Origin of the sequence: Daejeonella oryzae DSM 19973 (assembly GCF_000422945.1) — a bacterium.
GTDB classification, from domain to species: Bacteria; Bacteroidota; Bacteroidia; order Sphingobacteriales; family Sphingobacteriaceae; genus Daejeonella; species Daejeonella oryzae.
The window spans coordinates 1-16,756 of sequence record NZ_AUHA01000008.1 but is presented as its reverse complement, the minus strand read 5'-3'; the positions used below and the strand labels follow the sequence as shown (position 1 = coordinate 16,756).

Here is a 16,756-nt window from a genome sequence, read left to right as displayed (position 1 = left end):
GCCTTAATGTTGAATTATAATTGAGATAATTGCTTAAATAATTCTTTTTGCTGATCTGTTAAATCGGTTGGTATACTAACCTTGTAGGTAGCATACATATCTCCAAACTCATTTTCACGTTTATAAATGGGAAATCCCTTTCCTTTTAATTTTACTTTTGTACCGTTTTGAGTTCCCGGATTTACTTTCAATTTAACTTTTCCTGTTAAGGTGTTAATGGTTGTTTCTCCTCCCAAAACAGCAGTATACAAATCAATCGGAACTGTGGTGTACAAATTATTTCCTTCCCGTTTAAAATCTGCATCGTTTGAAATTTTAAAATTGATATAAAGATCTCCGTTAGGTCCTTTATTAGTTCCCGGTCCGCCGTGACCTTTTATTTTAATAGTTTGACCATTTTCAATTCCTGCCGGGATGGTTATCCGGATATTTTTACCATTTACAGTTAATGTGCGCTGGTGAGTTTTATAAGCCTCCCGGAGATTCAGGTGTAATTCGGCATTGAAATCCTGTCCGCGATATTTCATCTGCTGCCTGCCCGAACCGCCTCCAAACATAGATGAGAAAAAATCAGAAAAATCCTGACTTTCAAACTCACCGGAATAAGATCGGCCGCCCGTACCATGCTGAGATTGCCGGCCAGATTGCTTTGCCTGTTCAAATTGATCTGCATGTTTCCAGTCTTTCCCATACTGATCATATTTTTTGCGCTTGTCCGGGTCACTTAAAACTTCATTGGCTTCATTAATTTCCTGGAATTTTTCATGCGCCGTTTTATCATCCGGGTTTACATCCGGGTGATATTTGCGGGCAAGTTTTCGATAGGCATTTTTTATTTCCTTCTCGGAGGCAGTTTTATCAAGCCCTAATATTTTGTAATAGTCAACGAAAGTCATACTGGTTTTCTGGCGAATATTCTATTAATCACGAATTTTAAATATTATTGGTTAGATGTTATTTCATGAATTTACAAAAAACGAAGCATTGTTTTTAGAAATATGAGGGAGTAGGATAAATGAATAAATGTGTATTCATTTAAAGATTAAAATACCAGCAATCTTAAAAATGAAATTTGTAAGCGGGTTTAACTTAAATTGTCCGTCTATTTATTAGCAGAGATTATTGCCAGCGTTTTTTCATCTTTTTCACCATTATAATATTGGTCTAAAACCTTGTTAAATATATTGGGCTCTCCGGATACAATCGAAAATAAGGTCATGCAGGATTTAAGTTTTTTGTAATCCGGAGAGCCAAAAATCTCCGCAGCCGATTTGCCCTTTAATTTTAACAGTTCACCGGTTATTTCATTTAAACGCTGGCCTAAAATGGGATGATTAAGATATGATTCTGCTTCACTAATATTGTTGATTGAATACTTTACTGACATTTCTGTAGTTCCTAATCCTTTTATTTGCGGAAAAATAAACCACATCCAATGCGATTTTTTCTCAGCGTTTTTTATTTCCTTCAAAGCAGTTGCATAGGTGTTTTCCTGAGCAATCAGAAATCGGGATAATTCATTTTGGGAATTCATAAGCTTGCAGCTTTTAGCATTATAATTATATCTAGGCTTTGATTTACAAGACAGATGCTTAATTATTGTTTCCTTTAATCACCATTTCGCGGTAGTACGCACATACAAAATTCATCAGGCAAATTTCGCACTTGGGCTTAGGGCGGCAAATTTCCCTTCCCAAAAATGACATGGCCATGCCGGCGTCCCAATCTTTTTGCGGTAATACTTCCATGATTTGTTTTTCGATTTTTTTAGGATCGCTTCCTGTGGCGATTCCCAGACGTGGCGCCACACGTACCACATGAAGGTCTACCACTACTCCTTCTGCAGGAGCACCCGATTCACGCAAAATTACGTTTGCTGATTTCCTGCCGATTCCCGGCAGAGCAGTCAAATCATCTAATGTAGCCGGGATTTTATCATCCTCTTTTATTTTATTCGCCAGTTCAATAAGCCACCTGGTTTTGTTTCCGAAATTGCGCACACCGGATATGAACGGATATAATGACTCAGGTGTAGCTCTGGATAGTGATTCCATGTCGGGAAAAGCCTCAAATAATTTAGGCGCAAGGTTGTTGATATTCCGGTCTGAATCCTGCGCAGACAGTATTACCATTACTACTAACTGATATAGGTTTCCGTAGTTTAAAGGATGGGGCGTGTCTTTATATTTTTCTAAAAGGGGCTGAATTGCATCCGGCCACGTGATTTTATCTGACATGATTTATTATTTGGTTGTTAAATTTAGCAAAAATTACAGCCCGCAAGTCTCAGGAATCTATAAAGAAAGTGATTCTAAAATCTTGATGATATTAATTAAAAAAAAAATCTCGCCGCTATGCAACCTTTCTTAGGTATCTGTCATCTTACCTTTAAAGCAATATGAATTTGGATCATACATTTACAATAGAGAATTTGCTGGAAGGGTGCAAACGCGGAGATCGAAAAGCGCAGGAAAACCTCTACAGAACTTTGGCATCCCGAATGCTGGCTGTTTGTCAGCGGTATGCTAAAGACAACTTTGAAGCAGAGGACATGTTGCAAATGGGCTTTGTAAAGGTTTTCAGAAAAATTGGGGAGTTTAGAAATGAAGGTTCTTTGGAAGGCTGGATCAGAAGAATTATGGTAAATACATCAATAGAAGTTTACCGAAAGAATCTGCGCAGCCTCAGTATTGTAGATATCGACGAAGTTAAAGAGCAGCCTCAAAATACTTTTGATATGACCGGGCTTGAAACTAAAGATTTGTTGAAGCTTATTCAGCAATTATCAAGCGGTTACAGAATGGTATTTAATATGTATGTGATCGAAGGATTTTCGCATCGGGAAATTGGAGAAAGTCTAGGTATTACTGAAGGCGCATCCAAATCACAACTATCCCGGGCACGGGCAATCTTAAAAGAAAAAATATTAAAAATGGAGGACTTGAAATATGGAACCCATCTCGGATAAAAATCTGGATAAGTTATTTAAGCAGCGTTTCGAAGATTTTGAAACCCAACCATCAGAAGGACTCTGGTCAAAAATTGATGCGGAACTCAAAGGGACAGACAGGAAGAAAAAATCAAATTCTCCTTACTGGATGGCAGCAGCAAGTGTGCTGATCCTTTTATCTGCCACCCTGTATTTTTATAAACCTGTAGAAGTTGTCAAACTGCGGGGTAAACAGGAGAAGCATGAAATGGCGGCTAAAGATGTGGAAACAACAGATAAAACCGGGGAAAGTATTGCTGAAGATATTGTAAAACCGGAAGTGAAAATTGTTGCCCGTAAACAATATGCTGTTCATCAATCCAAAGCCAGGGAAAATGATACGGAAGTTAAAAAAGATCAATTCATTAAAGGGGAAAATTTAAACGAAGAATTGCTTGCCTCTAATCAGGAAAAAATTAAAAATGAAAATATCATTGCGGCGCAGCCTGTTTCGTCAGATCGGATTTATGTACAAGAAAATGATACTGAGCCATTAATCAATGTCCAGGAAGAGGAAGCTCCAAGGCGGAAAGTTAAAGGTGTTGGAGGTCTGGTGAATTTTGTAATTGCCCAGGTAGATAAGCGTGAAGATAAAATTATTGAATTTAAAGAGAGCGATGAAGGCTCAGAAATATCAGGTATCAATTTAGGATTAGTAAAATTTAAAAGCAGAAATAAATAACCATGAAACGATTAATCATTTGTTTACTATTAGGAGCCTTCACGGCAGGTTCATTTGCTCAGGAAAAAGCAAAAAAGGATACAACTCTTATTAAATCTAAAGGAGATACAGTGTTGGTAATTACCACCGATACTTTATCCAAAAAGAAAAAAACACGGGTTACATTTGAGTTTGGTAAAAAGGATACTGTTAAAAAGGACAGTACAGTAAAGGAATTCAGACCATCATCCAAGTTTTCTACTCAATTTACCTTTTCGAGAATTGATATTGGCTTAAGCACTTACCTTGATAATGGAAGTTTCACTTTGTCTGATGCTAATTCTTACCTGGAGCGGGAAACCTGGAAATCAAGTAATTTTGGATTTGAAGTCTTCCAGATGGGCTATCGTTTTAACAGCTATTTCAAAATTTATCTGGCAGCAGGCCTGGACTGGAACCATATGCGTTTAAAAGAAAATATTACCTTTCAGAAAAAGCAGCCAACCTTAACATATGTTGATGAAACTATTGATTTCAAAAAGAATAGATTTTCAAGTCAATATTTAAGAGTTCCTCTTGGTTTTCAACTGCGTACCAAGGATGATGAAAAGGGAAATAAAGTGAATTTTGTATTCGGACCTGAAGTTGGTTTTCTTATTAATGGAAAGTTAAAGCAGGTAAGTAATGAGCGTGGGAAAGAAAAATTTAAAGATGACTATAATTTTGAGCCTTTCAGATACGGTGCGTTTGGCCGCTTAGGTTATGGTGGAATGGGAGTATATGCAAAATACTACTTTAATGATGTATTTGCAGAAGGGCAGGGACCTGCTGATTTTAAAAATCTGTCTTTTGGCTTAATGTTCGGATTCTAAAGTTCAATTTCGATCTTTTAGATAATTTTAATAGACTTATAACAAAGGGGCATCTCATCAGATGCCCCTTTATTATTATATTTGGAAACATGTCAAACCCTATTATCAGCATTTCCAACGTCAGTAAACATTACCAGGCCGGCCAGTCCGCCGGCGTAAGCAACATCAATCTTTCAATTAAAAAAGGTGATTTTGTAGCAATTGTGGGAGAAAGCGGTTGCGGGAAAAGTACTTTGCTAAAACTGATTTATGGTTTGTTGTCGCCAACTTCAGGCGAAATTCTATTTAAAGGAGAACATCTTGACGGACCTCATGAAAAGCTGATCCCAGGTCATGATTCTATGAAAATGATCACGCAGGATTTTAACCTGAACTTATACGCAAGGGTATACGATAATATTTCGGGAATGCTTTCTAATGAGGATATGCAGGGTAAAAAGCAAAAGACCTGGGAAATGATGGAGTTTTTGGGAATTGATGGCTTATCAGAGAAACGCATTGTAGATTTAAGTGGTGGCGAGCAGCAGCGGGTTGCCATTGCCCGGGCAATAATTACCGAGCCCGAAGTTTTATTATTGGATGAACCTTTCAGCCAGGTGGATGCAATTTTAAAGAATCAGCTTCGTGCCGATCTAAAACGGTTATGCAGATACCTTGGAATTACCATGATACTCGTCTCCCATGATCCGCAGGATGGCTTGTCATTAGCAGATCAGCTGATTCTGATAAAAGACGGACATATTATTCAGCAGGGTTCGCCCGAATATGTAGCTGGAAATCCCGCATCGGGTTATGTCGGAAAGATACTCGGAAATGCCAATATTGTTTCGGCAATGGATGCTTCTGAATTTCTCCATATTCAAACCAATAATCATGAAAAAGTATTAGTGTATCCTCATCATATAAAAATTACTGAAGAAGGTGGAATTCCTGCTCATGTAAAACAGAGCAATTTTAAACTCTTTTATGATGAGCTCGAAGTTAATTGCGATGGCTTAACTTTAAGGATGCTGGCTCCTGCCGGTTTGTTAAAATCGGGACAAACGACAAATCTTTTAATTGATAAGTATACACTACTTAATTCCTGATTTCACCAAAAAAGCCTGCATATTAACGCAGGCTTCTGATTTTGAAAATTGATAGTAGAGTTATCCAACTAATTTTTTGAAACGTATTCTGTGTGGAGTGATATCCCCGGTTCTCTTTTTACGGTTTTCCTCATATTCAGAATAATTTCCTTCGAAGAAGTACACTTGCGAATTTCCTTCAAAAGCCAAAATATGCGTACAAATGCGGTCTAAGAACCAGCGATCGTGGGAAATAATTACCGCACAACCTCCAAAGTTTTCCAGACCTTCTTCTAAAGCCCGTAAAGTATTTACGTCAATATCGTTAGTCGGCTCATCCAGTAAAAGAACATTAGAACTCTTTTTTAACGTGATAGCCAAATGAACTCTGTTTCTTTCTCCACCAGAAAGAACATCAATTTTTTTCTGCTGATCTGCTCCGTTAAAATTAAATTTAGAAACATAAGCCCTTGAGTTTAGCGGACGATTTCCCAAAATAATAGTTTCATTTCCGCCTGTTATATTTTCCCAAACTGATTTCTGAGGATCTAAATCGTCATGCATTTGGTCCACATACCCTAAAGCTACGGTTGGTCCAACTTTAAATGTTCCTGAATCCGGAGTATCCTGTCCGGTTATCAAACGGAACAAAGTAGTTTTTCCTGCCCCGTTGGGTCCTATAATTCCCACAATTCCTGCAGGAGGAAGTGAGAAATTTAAATTTTCAAACAATACTTTATCACCATAAGCTTTAGAAACTCCTTCAGCTTCAATCACTACATTTCCTAATCTTGGTCCCGGTGGGATGAAGAGCTCCAGTTTATCTTCTCTTTCCTTCGTTTCTTCAGAGGCTAGTTTCTCATAGTTTGATAAACGGGCTTTTGATTTTGCATGCCGGGCTTTCGGGGCCATTCGTACCCATTCCAATTCGCGTTCAAGAGTTTTCTGGCGTTTACTTTCGGTCTTTTCTTCGGATGCCAGTCTTTTGGATTTCTGATCCAGCCATGAAGAGTAATTTCCTTTCCATGGAATTCCTTCTCCACGATCAAGTTCTAAAATCCAGCCAGCCACATTATCCAGGAAATAACGATCGTGAGTAACTGCAATAACAGTTCCTTTATACTGTTTTAAATATTGTTCAAGCCAGTCAATGCTTTCCGCATCCAGGTGGTTGGTAGGTTCGTCCAGCAGTAAAACATCCGGTTCCTGCAATAGCAAGCGACAAAGTGCTACGCGGCGTCTTTCTCCTCCTGACAAAGTGGCAATTTTCGTTTCCGGGTCCGGGCAACGTAACGCATCCATGGCTCTTTCCAGTTTTGATTCAAGCTCCCAGGCCCCAACTGCATCAATCTGATCCTGAAGTTCGCCTTGTCTGGCCAAAAGTTTATCCATTTCATCGGCATTCTCGTAAACTTCCGGCAAACCGAATTTCTCGTTGATGTTTTCGTATTCTTTTAAAATCGCAGTAATGGAGGCAACTCCTTCTTCAACTATTTCTAAAACCGTCTTATTGGGATCCAATTCGGGTTCCTGAGCTAAATATCCTACAGTATAACCCGGTGCAAATACGACTTCGCCCTGATATGATTTATCTAAACCTGCAATTATTTTTAGTACAGATGATTTACCTGAGCCGTTTAATCCAATAACTCCGATTTTTGCACCGTAGAAAAAAGATAGATATATGTTTTTAAGAACTTGTTTTTGAGGCGGGTAAATCTTATTTACTCCGGCCATAGAAAAAATTATCTTTTCGTCTGACATATGTTATATTTTGATGCGCAAATATCGGTAAATTAGTCAAACGGCTGTCAACTTTGTTTCCTGAAAAATGCTGGGAAACCATTATAAACTAAATGGCGTAATTGTTGATAACTTTGTTACGTTCACCTCTAAGCATATAAATCATTTATTAATAGCTTAGAGAATTGTCATCAAGAAAGGGATATAATGGAAGCAAAATTTTCACCACGCGTTAAAGACGTAATTTCATATAGTAGGGAAGAAGCCTTAAGATTAGGTCATGATTATATAGGTACCGAGCATTTGTTGCTGGGACTTATCCGTGAAGGAGATGGAATGGCCATAAAAATACTTAAAAGTTCTGGGGTTGATACCGCACGTTTGCGCAGATCTGTAGAAGATGCCGTTAAAGGAACTTCAAGCACAACGGTAAATCTGGGTAATATTCCATTAACCAAACAGGCAGAAAAGGTTTTAAAAATCACATATTTAGAAGCAAAAATTTTTAAAAGTGATGTAATTGGTACAGAACATTTACTTCTTTCAATACTACGCGATGAGGATAATATAGCCTCACAAATATTGTTGCAGTACAATATTAACTATGATGTTTTTAAAACAGAAGTAGAAAGTAATAAAGATAGTTTCAGAGATGAAGCGCCAGGTTCTCCAGCCGGAGATGATGATTTTAGAGAAGAGGAAAGCTTTAATCAGCCAAAAAAAGTTTCGGATATAAAATCTAAAACTCCTGTTCTGGATAATTTTGGCCGTGATTTAACCCGTGCTGCCGAAGATGGTAAACTAGACCCGATTGTTGGTCGAGAGAAAGAAATTGAACGGGTTTCTCAGATTCTTTCCAGAAGAAAAAAGAATAATCCAATTTTAATTGGTGAACCCGGTGTTGGTAAATCTGCTATTGCAGAGGGTTTGGCATTAAGAATAGTTCAGCGCAAAGTTTCAAGGGTTCTTTTTAATAAAAGAGTGGTTACTCTTGATTTGGCTTCATTGGTTGCCGGTACAAAATATCGCGGTCAGTTCGAGGAGCGTATGAAAGCGGTGATGAATGAGCTTGAAAAATCACCGGATGTAATTTTGTTTATTGATGAAATCCACACTATTGTTGGTGCAGGCGGTGCGTCCGGTTCATTGGATGCCTCAAATATGTTTAAGCCGGCATTGGCCAGGGGAGAAATTCAATGTGTTGGAGCTACAACATTAGATGAATATCGTCAATATATAGAAAAAGATGGAGCTCTAGATCGTCGTTTTCAAAAAGTAATGGTAGAGCCCGCTACTCCGGATGAAACTATTGAAATTTTAAACCGCATTAAAGAGAAATACGAAGAACATCATGGAGTAACGTATACAGATGAAGCCATCAATGCATGTGTAAGCTTAACATCAAGATATATTACTGATCGTTTTCTTCCTGATAAGGCAATTGATGCCTTGGATGAATCGGGTTCAAGGGTGCATTTAACAAATATTCATGTTCCTGAAAAGATTATTGAAATTGAGCAAAAAATCGAAGAAATTAAAGTTGAAAAGAATAAGGTAGTTCGCAGTCAGAAGTATGAAGAAGCTGCAAAACTTCGCGACACTGAAAAACATTTGCTTGAAGAGCTTGAAAAAGCAAAAACTGAATGGGAAGCAGAAACAAAAACCAAACGCTATACTGTATCAGAAGATAATGTAGCCGAAGTGGTTTCCATGATGACCGGTATTCCGGTTCAAAGAGTAGGACAAACAGACAGCCAGAAATTGCTTGGAATGTTTGACTCTATAAATACCCGTATAATTGGTCAGGAAGACGCCGTTAGAAAATTGACTAAGGCTATTCAGAGAACAAGAGCAGGTCTAAAAGATCCGAAAAAACCAATTGGATCGTTTATTTTTCTTGGTCCAACAGGTGTTGGTAAAACTGAGCTTGCAAAAGAATTAGCAAGATTTATGTTTGATACCGAAGACTCCTTAATCCAGGTGGATATGAGTGAGTATATGGAAAAATTCGCTGTTTCGAGATTAGTAGGAGCGCCTCCGGGATACGTTGGTTACGAAGAAGGAGGACAGTTGACTGAAAAAGTGAGACGTAAGCCTTACTCAGTGATTTTATTAGATGAGATTGAAAAAGCTCATCCGGATGTTTTTAACATTTTATTGCAGGTGTTGGATGAAGGTCAGCTTACCGATAGTTTGGGACGTAAGGTCGATTTCAGAAATACAATTGTAATCATGACTTCCAATATCGGTGCCCGTCAGTTGAAAGATTTTGGACAGGGAGTTGGATTTTCTACATCTGCAAAATCTACGCAAGCCGATTCTTATTCAAGAGGTGTTATAGAAAATGCATTGAAACGTGCTTTTGCACCTGAATTTTTAAATAGGGTGGATGATGTAATTGTATTTAATTCTTTAGGAAAAGAAGAAATCTTCAAAATTATTGATATCGAACTGAAATCGCTCTTTGAAAGAATTGAAGCATTGGGCTATGAAGTAAAACTGACCGACGCGGCTAAAGAATTTATTGCAGACAAAGGTTACGATGCTAATTTTGGTGCCCGTCCGCTTAAGCGTGCAATTCAAAAGCATCTCGAAGATCCAATTGCTGAAGAGATTTTAAAAGGCGAACTAACCATTGGGGATACAATGGAAGTAGATTATGACAAGGAGAAAGAAGAGATTCGCATCATTGGAAAATCTCGTGGAAAGAAGAAAAAAGAAGAAAAGAAAGAAGAGTAATTATAAAAATTAGTTAAGCAAAAACCCGCATCCAATATGGATTGCGGGTTTTTTTATTTTCTTTATTTGATTATTTCAGATTGTTTATCGTTTTAGAAATTCTGTATAAATCTGAATAACTTTATTTTTATTTCTCCATTTGCTCAATAACGGCCTGAGTTACTCCGGTGTAGGAGAATCCGCCATCATGGAATAAATTCTGCATGGTTACCATTTTGGTGAGATCTGAAAATAAGGTCACGCAATAATCAGCGCACTGATCCGCATCTGCATTCCCAAGGGGAGACATTTTTTCGGCATAATTTACAAATCCGTCAAAACCTTTAACACCTGATCCGGCAGTAGTTTTGGTGGGAGATTGCGAAACTGTATTGATTCTGACTTTATTTTTAACACCGTACTGATAACCGAAGTTACGGGCGATGCTTTCCAAAAGTGCTTTATTATCAGCCATATCATTATAATCAGGAAATACACGCTGAGCTGCAATGTAGCTAAGAGCTACAACAGAACCCCATTCGTTAATTGCATCCTGTTTCATAGCCACCTGTAAAACCCGGTGTAAGCTTAATGCAGAAATATCTAAACCTTTATGGGTAAAATCGTAATTATTTTCGGTGTAAGTAATGCCTTTACGCACATTGATACTCATTCCAATGGAGTGAAGAATGAAATCGATCTTACCGCCAAAATGTTCCTGGGCTTTAGTAAAAAGGTTCTCCAGGTCATCCATGCTGGTTACATCTGCAGGTATAACCGGGGCATTACATTCTTCAGCAAGTTTATTGATCTCGCCCATACGAAGAGCAATCGGAGCGTTTGTTAATACCAATTCTGCACCTTCTTCGAAACAATGCTGGGCGGTTTTCCATGCTATAGATTGCTCATTAAGAGCCCCAAAAATAATTCCTTTTTTACCTTTCAGTAGGTTATAAGCCATAGTATTTAGTATTTACTGGATTGATTTTTATATTTTAAAAGCTGTAAAGTTATTAAAATTGGTTTAAAGACAACTTCATTTACATAGTTTTATTGGCTGAGTAATTCTCTGGCATTTTGCATTGCAAATTCGCCAGGATTTTCGCCGCTAAGCATTTTGGCTATTTCCAAAGTCCGCTCTTCTTCATTAAGAATAGTAATATTACTTAGCGTGCGATCTTGCTGCTCGTCTTTATAAACCCGGTAATGAGATTTGCCTCTACTGGCGATCTGAGGCAAATGCGTGATGGCAATAACCTGCATATTTTCTGATAGCTGTTCCATTATATTGCCAACTTTAAGAGCAACTTCGCCCGAGATCCCTGTATCAATCTCATCAAAAATAATGGTAGGCAAAGCAGTATGCCTTGCAATTAATGATTTTATACTCAGCATCAATCGGGATAATTCACCTCCGGATGCCACTTTCTGTACAGGAAGTGGCGACTGGCCTTTATTTGCTGTAAATAAGAATTGGATTTGATCCCTGCCAGCATTCGTCATTTGATCTTCATGAACTAAATTACTTTGGATTTTCAAAACGGCGTTGGGCATTCCAACATCCTGCAAAGTATGCTGAATCTGCTTTTCAAGTAAGGGGATTACCTTATTCCGGCTTAAAGTTAATTTGGATGCCAGTATTACTAATTGATCAAATTGATTTTTACTCTCCGCTTTTAAGCGCTCAATGGTTTCATCTACAGAAATAATTGAATTCAGTTTTTGGGAAAGTGATTCCTGAAGTTTTAGTAAATCAGAAACTGATTCCAAACGATGCTTTTTTTGCAGCGTATAAATAATATTTAATCGCTCATTTATTTCTGATGATCTGAGATCATTAAATTGAGTTTCCTGTTCAATGCTTTCAGTTTCAGAGTTAATATCTTTAATTTCAATTAATGTACTTTTTAATCTTTCATACAATTCTGAGATTTTGGGATTGTATTTTTCTGCCTGCTGCAGATTTTGAACAGCTTCTGATAACTTAGCTACAACCGAGTTCTCACTCTCGTTGATGCTGTAAATAGCATTAAGCAGGTTGCGCTTTATTTCTTCTGCATGAGTTAATGCATTCAATTCTGTTTCTAATTGCAATTGTTCTCCGGCTTCAAGTTTGGCGTTTTCCAGCTCGTCAAACTGAAACTGAAAGTAATTCTGATCTGCCCTTGATCTTTCACCCTCTGATATAAGATCATTAAGTTTTGCAATAGTTTTTTTGTGGAATTTATAACTGTCCTGATAAGTTTTTAATAAATCTGAGTGACCTGCAACAATATCCACAACAGATAGCTGAAAGGCTTCGCTGTTAATTTCAATAGTTGCATGCTGTGAATGAATATCAATGAGCTTTTCGCCCATTTGCTTTAAAACAGTCAGATTAACGGGAGTATCATTTATAAAAGCTCTTGATTTTCCGTCTGCAGAGATTTCCCTTCTCAAAACTGTTTCGGTCTCATAATCCAGATCATTTTCTGAAAAGAAATCACCCAGATTCAATTCATTTACCTGGAAAATTCCTTCGATAATACATTTTTTCTGCTGATTAAAAAAGTATTTGCTTTCTGCACGCTGACCCAATATTAAGGACAAAGCTCCTAGAATGATGGATTTACCAGCACCGGTTTCACCGGTCATGATATTAAGATCTTTTGAGAATGAAATATCCAGATTATCAATAAGCGTATAATTTCGAATTACCAGTCGATGGAGCATGTTTATTAAAGATTTCGGTAAAAATACTGATTTTGATTTCAGGCCTTTTAATAATCCTGTTTATTGCTGAGCTTTTTTCAAAGCTTCATATTTGGACGTATTGGCCGGATCAATTTCACTTAAAATGTTGTAGGCCTTAATTTTATCCTGTGGAGCGGCATTGATTAAAACATTTACAAATTCATCATACTTAGCGGTGAAAAATAGCTGAGGAAGCATAGCTCCCTGTTTTTGCTTATCAATTTTTTGAAGTTGCGGAAGCAGGGAATAAATATTTTTTCTTCCTTTTGACTGATTGTCGGCCATTACATCCAATCCATTGAGATGAAACTCATAGAGTGCTTCTCGTATTGGATTGTATGTTTTGTTTAGCAGATTTTCTGTTAACCAATATCTGTTTCTTAAACCTTCAAAAGCTTTCCATCCTGCATTAGGCGCATTTTGTGCAAAATTTACAATGGATTGTGCTTTGTTGTAGTAAGGCGTTCCCCCCATTTTTGAGAATGTATCATTATCTAATCCGGTAATGACGTATGCGTAATAGGCCAAAAGAGAAGTTAGGTTTGATATATAATTCTGATCAGTATAATCAAGCGGCTGGCCTTCTGTGTAATTGAAATTAAAGTCTTTATCGGAAATGTTTAAAATTGTACTGTTGTAGGTGGTTCCGTAAATAGGTCTGCTTGATTGAATCTGCGCTTCTGCTTTAAAGCTGTTTGAACCATCCCAGTCATTGATGGTGATGACGAAATTACAATCAATACGCTCCTGAGACTGTAGTACATCAGTCGACCACCTTCTGGAATTTAAAAAATCGCGGATACTTGTTTCCAAAATATCAAATACTCTTTTGTTGCTATTGGATAGTTGTGGTGCTAAAACTTGTACGCGGGCATTCAAATCCTGAGAAAAAACCGGTAACGCAAATAGTAATATAGCCAGTAGTAGAAAATTTCTTCTCATATAATTAAATCTATAATTTTCTGGCAGATATCTTTAGCTACTTCCGCTTTTGGTTTTAACGGGAAAGCTTGTGTGTTTAAATACTGATCAATGATTGTGATTTTATTACAGTCGCCTTTAAACCCGGCACCTTCATCCTGCAGAGAGTTTAAGACTATAAAATCCAGATTTTTCCTTTTTAATTTCGTAACCGCATTTTCAACCTCGTGATCTGTTTCTAAAGCAAATCCAACCAGAATTTGTTCAGCTGATTTTTTCTGACCAATATGTGCGAGTATATCTGTTGTTTTAACTAATTCCAAATTGAACAGAGCGTCGTTTTTTTTGATTTTTTGAGAAGATTTTTTTAAAGGTTTATAATCCGCAACAGCTGCGCTCATAACGGTAACATCGCTTTCATGGAAATACCGATCCACTTCTTTCAGCATATCATCACAAGAAACTACATCTATCCGGTTAATATTATTGTTTGATTTTAATGAGGTTGGTCCGGTAATCAGCCTTACGTTTGCACCCAGGCGGGCAAGTTCATCAGCAATTGCAAACCCCATTTTTCCTGATGAATGATTCCCAATGAATCGTACCGGGTCTATTGCCTCATAAGTAGGACCTGCAGTAACTATACATTTTTTACCCTGAAGAGGAAGTTTCTGATTAAAATGGGAAAGCAGTAAGTTAATAATATCTTCAGGTTCGGCCATTCTGCCTTCTCCGGTTAACCCACTGGCAAGCTCCCCATCTCCGGGGTTTATCACGGAATTTCCATAAGTTGCTAGCTTTTGGATGTTTTGCCGGGTACTGCCGTGTTTCCACATATCCAGATCCATAGCAGGAGCTATAAATACGGGGCATTTGGCAGATAAGTAAATTGCTGACAATAAATTATCACACAATCCATTTGCCATTTTTGCAATGGTATTGGCACTTGCCGGAGCGATCAAAAACACATCCGCCCAAAGGGCCAGATCAACATGATTATTCCATTCTCCTGTTTCGGGATCGAAATAAGATATTAAGACAGGATTTTTTGAAAGAGTGGATAAAGTTAGCGGCGTTATGAAATTCACCGCATCAGGGGTCATAATAATCTTGACGTTTGCGCCAGTTTTAACAAGTAGCCTGGTTAAAAAAGCGGCTTTGTAAGCGGCTATACTGCCACAAACGCCAAGTAAAATTTTTTTATCTTTAAGCATATACTGCTCAAATATAAAACAAATTAGTTTTGCTCTTTAGCAGGATTTCTATAGTATACCTTATCATTCAAAAATTCATCAATCGCAATTAATGACGGCTTAGGCATACGCTCATAATGCTTCGAAATTTCGATCTGTTCACGATTTTCGAAAATCTCTTCAAGGTTGTCATTGGATGAAGCAAACTCTGCAAGTTTACCATGCAATTCTTCTTTCAGATTATTGGCAATTTGATTAGCCCTTTTAGAAATAATTACAATTGATTCGTAAATATTGTCAGTTTTTATATCAAACTCGCGTACGTCACGTGTTACTGTACTGTTGGCTAGAACACTTTTACTGTTACTCATTAGGACTATTTTTAATTTCTTCTTCTTTTACTTCTTGTTCTTTTACTTTCGGCAGGCTGGTAGCTAATAATTTCCTAACCTCCACGATTGATTTATCCGAATCCTTTTTTAAGGATTGAGCTTCTTTTAAATACTTGCTGGAAGGGTAATTTTCTGAAAATTCATTATATAAAGCAATTGCCTCATTATAACGTTCTTCCTGCTTGTATTCAATACTATTTTTAGCGTATAAATATTGTGCTTTAATAGTTAAAAATTCCATTTCTTCTGCATATTTCGTATCCGGAAAATCTCGCATTGAATTTCTGAAAGCAATTACAGCAGATCTGTAATCTCCAATATCCAAAAATAACTTTGCATTTGCATAAGATTTAGTTTCTAATTTACTTCTTAGATTATCTATTAGTTTGCTTGCTTCTGCTACCCGCTCACTTTTTGGATATAAGTTGATGAATAATTGCAATGATTCAATGGCTTTGATTGTATTTTCCTGGTCAAGCGAATAAATTGGCGATTCCAAATAATAACAATAGGCAGCCATATATCGGCATTCCTCTGCCTTCGGACTATTTGGATAAGTATCAGAAAACGTCTTAAAATGATAACGTGCAGTTGTATAATCTTTTAAATTATAATTGGTATAGGCATAATAATAATATAAATCCTCAGCTTCTGTTCTTCCTCTATATCTTTGTACCAGATCATCAAATAGAATTAAAGCCTTGCTATAACTTTTTTTATTATAAAGAATAACAGCTTCCTGATATTTTTTCGCAATATCAGTACTGGCTCTGATCTTCTCAAAATTGCTTTTACAACCTGCTATAGATACTATTAATAATAAGGATATGCTTACAGCTAATAAACGCTTGTTTTTAAACATTCTGCAAAGGTAAGTTAATTTGATAAAAAGTCAATTATATTTAAGGGTGATCCTTACATTTTATATATACTTACATCGGTATGCATATATATAAGGATATACTATAGTATTTAACAATACGCTAATAATCCTCTAATGTATGCCAGTCAGCCTCTTTATATTCAATTTTTTAACAATCTTTAACATATATCTTAACCTCTTTATTATTTTTCACTGGTAATCAGCATCTTCTGGATATTTATGATTTATTTAAATATTAAGTCCGAATATCATTCTAATTCTTTCTACTTTTGCAACCCGCAAAGGAAGTAAATGCGGATGGTACATTGAGGATTTGGGGTAGCAGAGTGGTTGAGGATGAGGTGTTATGCTTTATTTGAAACCGGTTATGTTAAACATACAAACGTCACTTATTTTTAATAAAATAAGTTTTGGTAAGTTGTTGGATTCTGTTACCTTTGCACTCCGCAATCGAGAGATAGCGGGATGTTCTCAGAGAGTTTGGTGGAGGTTAAAAAATCGGTTGTTGTGTATATGACAGTGCAGATTTGGGAGTTTGAAAGCCCTCTGATTATTTTCACAAATAATTAGGAAGGATCAAAAAT

15 protein-coding genes are annotated in these 16,756 nt (G+C 37.0%); 5 read left to right on the top strand and 10 right to left on the bottom strand.

Annotated features, from left to right (window positions below; translation table 11 throughout):
• Positions 1-14: 14 nt before the first annotated feature.
• The 3 genes from G521_RS0112665 to G521_RS0112655 form a co-directional block, all read right to left on the bottom strand.
• Positions 15-896 (bottom strand): DnaJ C-terminal domain-containing protein, encoded by an 882-nt coding sequence (locus tag G521_RS0112665; RefSeq protein WP_026898865.1) that lies wholly within the window; start codon positions 894-896, stop codon positions 15-17.
• A gap of 206 nt (positions 897-1,102) precedes the next feature.
• Positions 1,103-1,534, bottom strand: a complete 432-nt coding sequence (locus G521_RS0112660) for a DUF1810 domain-containing protein (protein ID WP_026898864.1) — start codon at positions 1,532-1,534, stop codon at positions 1,103-1,105.
• 58 nt (positions 1,535-1,592) lie between these two features.
• The gene (locus G521_RS0112655) at positions 1,593-2,237 is read right to left on the bottom strand and encodes an endonuclease III domain-containing protein (protein ID WP_026898863.1); all 645 of its coding nucleotides are present in this window, start codon (positions 2,235-2,237) and stop codon (positions 1,593-1,595) included.
• A gap of 161 nt (positions 2,238-2,398) precedes the next feature.
• On the opposite strand from G521_RS0112655, the gene G521_RS0112645 reads away from it, so the two are divergent.
• From G521_RS0112645 to G521_RS17195, 4 genes are all read left to right on the top strand, one after another.
• Positions 2,399-2,968 (top strand): RNA polymerase sigma factor, encoded by a 570-nt coding sequence (locus G521_RS0112645; protein ID WP_026898862.1) that lies wholly within the window; start codon positions 2,399-2,401, stop codon positions 2,966-2,968.
• A complete protein-coding gene (locus G521_RS0112640; RefSeq protein ID WP_026898861.1) occupies positions 2,949-3,671 on the top strand; it encodes a hypothetical protein in 723 nt (240 codons plus the stop codon). The genes G521_RS0112645 and G521_RS0112640 overlap by 20 nt, the downstream gene beginning before the upstream one ends.
• 2 nt (positions 3,672-3,673) lie before the next feature.
• Positions 3,674-4,522: an outer membrane beta-barrel protein gene (locus G521_RS0112635; RefSeq protein WP_026898860.1), complete on the top strand. Its 849-nt coding sequence runs from the start codon at positions 3,674-3,676 to the stop codon at positions 4,520-4,522.
• Positions 4,523-4,611: 89 nt separating this feature from the next.
• Positions 4,612-5,610, top strand: a complete 999-nt coding sequence (locus G521_RS17195) for an ABC transporter ATP-binding protein (RefSeq protein ID WP_051189740.1) — start codon at positions 4,612-4,614, stop codon at positions 5,608-5,610.
• 60 nt (positions 5,611-5,670) lie between these two features.
• Here G521_RS17195 and ettA read toward each other — a convergent pair whose 3' ends face one another.
• Complete coding sequence (ettA, locus tag G521_RS0112625) at positions 5,671-7,353, bottom strand: energy-dependent translational throttle protein EttA (protein ID WP_026898859.1); 1,683 nt, start codon at positions 7,351-7,353, stop codon at positions 5,671-5,673.
• A 186-nt stretch (positions 7,354-7,539) separates the two neighbouring features.
• Here ettA and G521_RS0112620 point away from each other — a divergent pair, with 186 nt between their 5' ends.
• Entirely contained in the window at positions 7,540-10,071 is a 2,532-nt protein-coding gene (locus G521_RS0112620) for an ATP-dependent Clp protease ATP-binding subunit (RefSeq protein ID WP_026898858.1), read from the top strand.
• Positions 10,072-10,198: 127 nt separating this feature from the next.
• Here G521_RS0112620 and G521_RS0112615 read toward each other — a convergent pair whose 3' ends face one another.
• From G521_RS0112615 to G521_RS0112590, 6 genes are all read right to left on the bottom strand, one after another.
• On the bottom strand, positions 10,199-11,011 hold the full coding sequence (locus G521_RS0112615) for an enoyl-ACP reductase FabI (RefSeq protein ID WP_026898857.1): 813 nt from the start codon (positions 11,009-11,011) through the stop codon (positions 10,199-10,201).
• An 89-nt stretch (positions 11,012-11,100) separates the two neighbouring features.
• The gene (gene recN / locus G521_RS0112610; RefSeq protein ID WP_026898856.1) at positions 11,101-12,762 is read right to left on the bottom strand and encodes a DNA repair protein RecN; all 1,662 of its coding nucleotides are present in this window, start codon (positions 12,760-12,762) and stop codon (positions 11,101-11,103) included.
• A 60-nt stretch (positions 12,763-12,822) separates the two neighbouring features.
• Entirely contained in the window at positions 12,823-13,725 is a 903-nt protein-coding gene (gene porD / locus G521_RS0112605) for a type IX secretion system protein PorD (RefSeq protein WP_026898855.1), read from the bottom strand.
• Positions 13,722-14,918 (bottom strand): bifunctional phosphopantothenoylcysteine decarboxylase/phosphopantothenate--cysteine ligase CoaBC, encoded by a 1,197-nt coding sequence (gene coaBC, locus G521_RS0112600; protein WP_026898854.1) that lies wholly within the window; start codon positions 14,916-14,918, stop codon positions 13,722-13,724. Before coaBC ends, porD begins: the two co-directional genes overlap by 4 nt.
• Before the next feature lie 23 nt (positions 14,919-14,941).
• Positions 14,942-15,268 carry a DNA-directed RNA polymerase subunit omega gene (locus tag G521_RS0112595; protein WP_026898853.1) on the bottom strand — a complete coding sequence of 109 codons (327 nt, stop codon included), beginning with the start codon at positions 15,266-15,268 and terminating at the stop codon, positions 14,942-14,944.
• Positions 15,261-16,151: an outer membrane protein assembly factor BamD gene (locus G521_RS0112590; RefSeq protein WP_026898852.1), complete on the bottom strand. Its 891-nt coding sequence runs from the start codon at positions 16,149-16,151 to the stop codon at positions 15,261-15,263. The genes G521_RS0112595 and G521_RS0112590 overlap by 8 nt, the downstream gene beginning before the upstream one ends.
• Positions 16,152-16,756 lie beyond the last annotated feature (605 nt).

Excerpts from the sequence above, each read along its gene's own strand:
- G521_RS0112620 (WP_026898858.1), top strand. The coding sequence starts at position 7,540 with ATGGAAGCAAAATTTTCACCACGCGTTAAAGACGTAATTTCATATAGT.
- G521_RS0112590 (WP_026898852.1), bottom strand. The coding sequence starts at position 16,151 with ATGTTTAAAAACAAGCGTTTATTAGCTGTAAGCATATCCTTATTATTA.
- G521_RS0112640 (WP_026898861.1), top strand. The coding sequence starts at position 2,949 with ATGGAACCCATCTCGGATAAAAATCTGGATAAGTTATTTAAGCAGCGT.
- G521_RS0112615 (WP_026898857.1), bottom strand. The coding sequence starts at position 11,011 with ATGGCTTATAACCTACTGAAAGGTAAAAAAGGAATTATTTTTGGGGCT.
- G521_RS17195 (WP_051189740.1), top strand. The coding sequence starts at position 4,612 with ATGTCAAACCCTATTATCAGCATTTCCAACGTCAGTAAACATTACCAG.
- ettA (WP_026898859.1), bottom strand. The coding sequence starts at position 7,353 with ATGTCAGACGAAAAGATAATTTTTTCTATGGCCGGAGTAAATAAGATT.
- G521_RS0112635 (WP_026898860.1), top strand. The coding sequence starts at position 3,674 with ATGAAACGATTAATCATTTGTTTACTATTAGGAGCCTTCACGGCAGGT.
- porD (WP_026898855.1), bottom strand. The coding sequence starts at position 13,725 with ATGAGAAGAAATTTTCTACTACTGGCTATATTACTATTTGCGTTACCG.
- G521_RS0112645 (WP_026898862.1), top strand. The coding sequence starts at position 2,399 with ATGAATTTGGATCATACATTTACAATAGAGAATTTGCTGGAAGGGTGC.
- recN (WP_026898856.1), bottom strand. The coding sequence starts at position 12,762 with ATGCTCCATCGACTGGTAATTCGAAATTATACGCTTATTGATAATCTG.
- coaBC (WP_026898854.1), bottom strand. The coding sequence starts at position 14,918 with ATGCTTAAAGATAAAAAAATTTTACTTGGCGTTTGTGGCAGTATAGCC.
- G521_RS0112665 (WP_026898865.1), bottom strand. The coding sequence starts at position 896 with ATGACTTTCGTTGACTATTACAAAATATTAGGGCTTGATAAAACTGCC.
- G521_RS0112595 (WP_026898853.1), bottom strand. The coding sequence starts at position 15,268 with ATGAGTAACAGTAAAAGTGTTCTAGCCAACAGTACAGTAACACGTGAC.
- G521_RS0112655 (WP_026898863.1), bottom strand. The coding sequence starts at position 2,237 with ATGTCAGATAAAATCACGTGGCCGGATGCAATTCAGCCCCTTTTAGAA.
- G521_RS0112660 (WP_026898864.1), bottom strand. The coding sequence starts at position 1,534 with ATGAATTCCCAAAATGAATTATCCCGATTTCTGATTGCTCAGGAAAAC.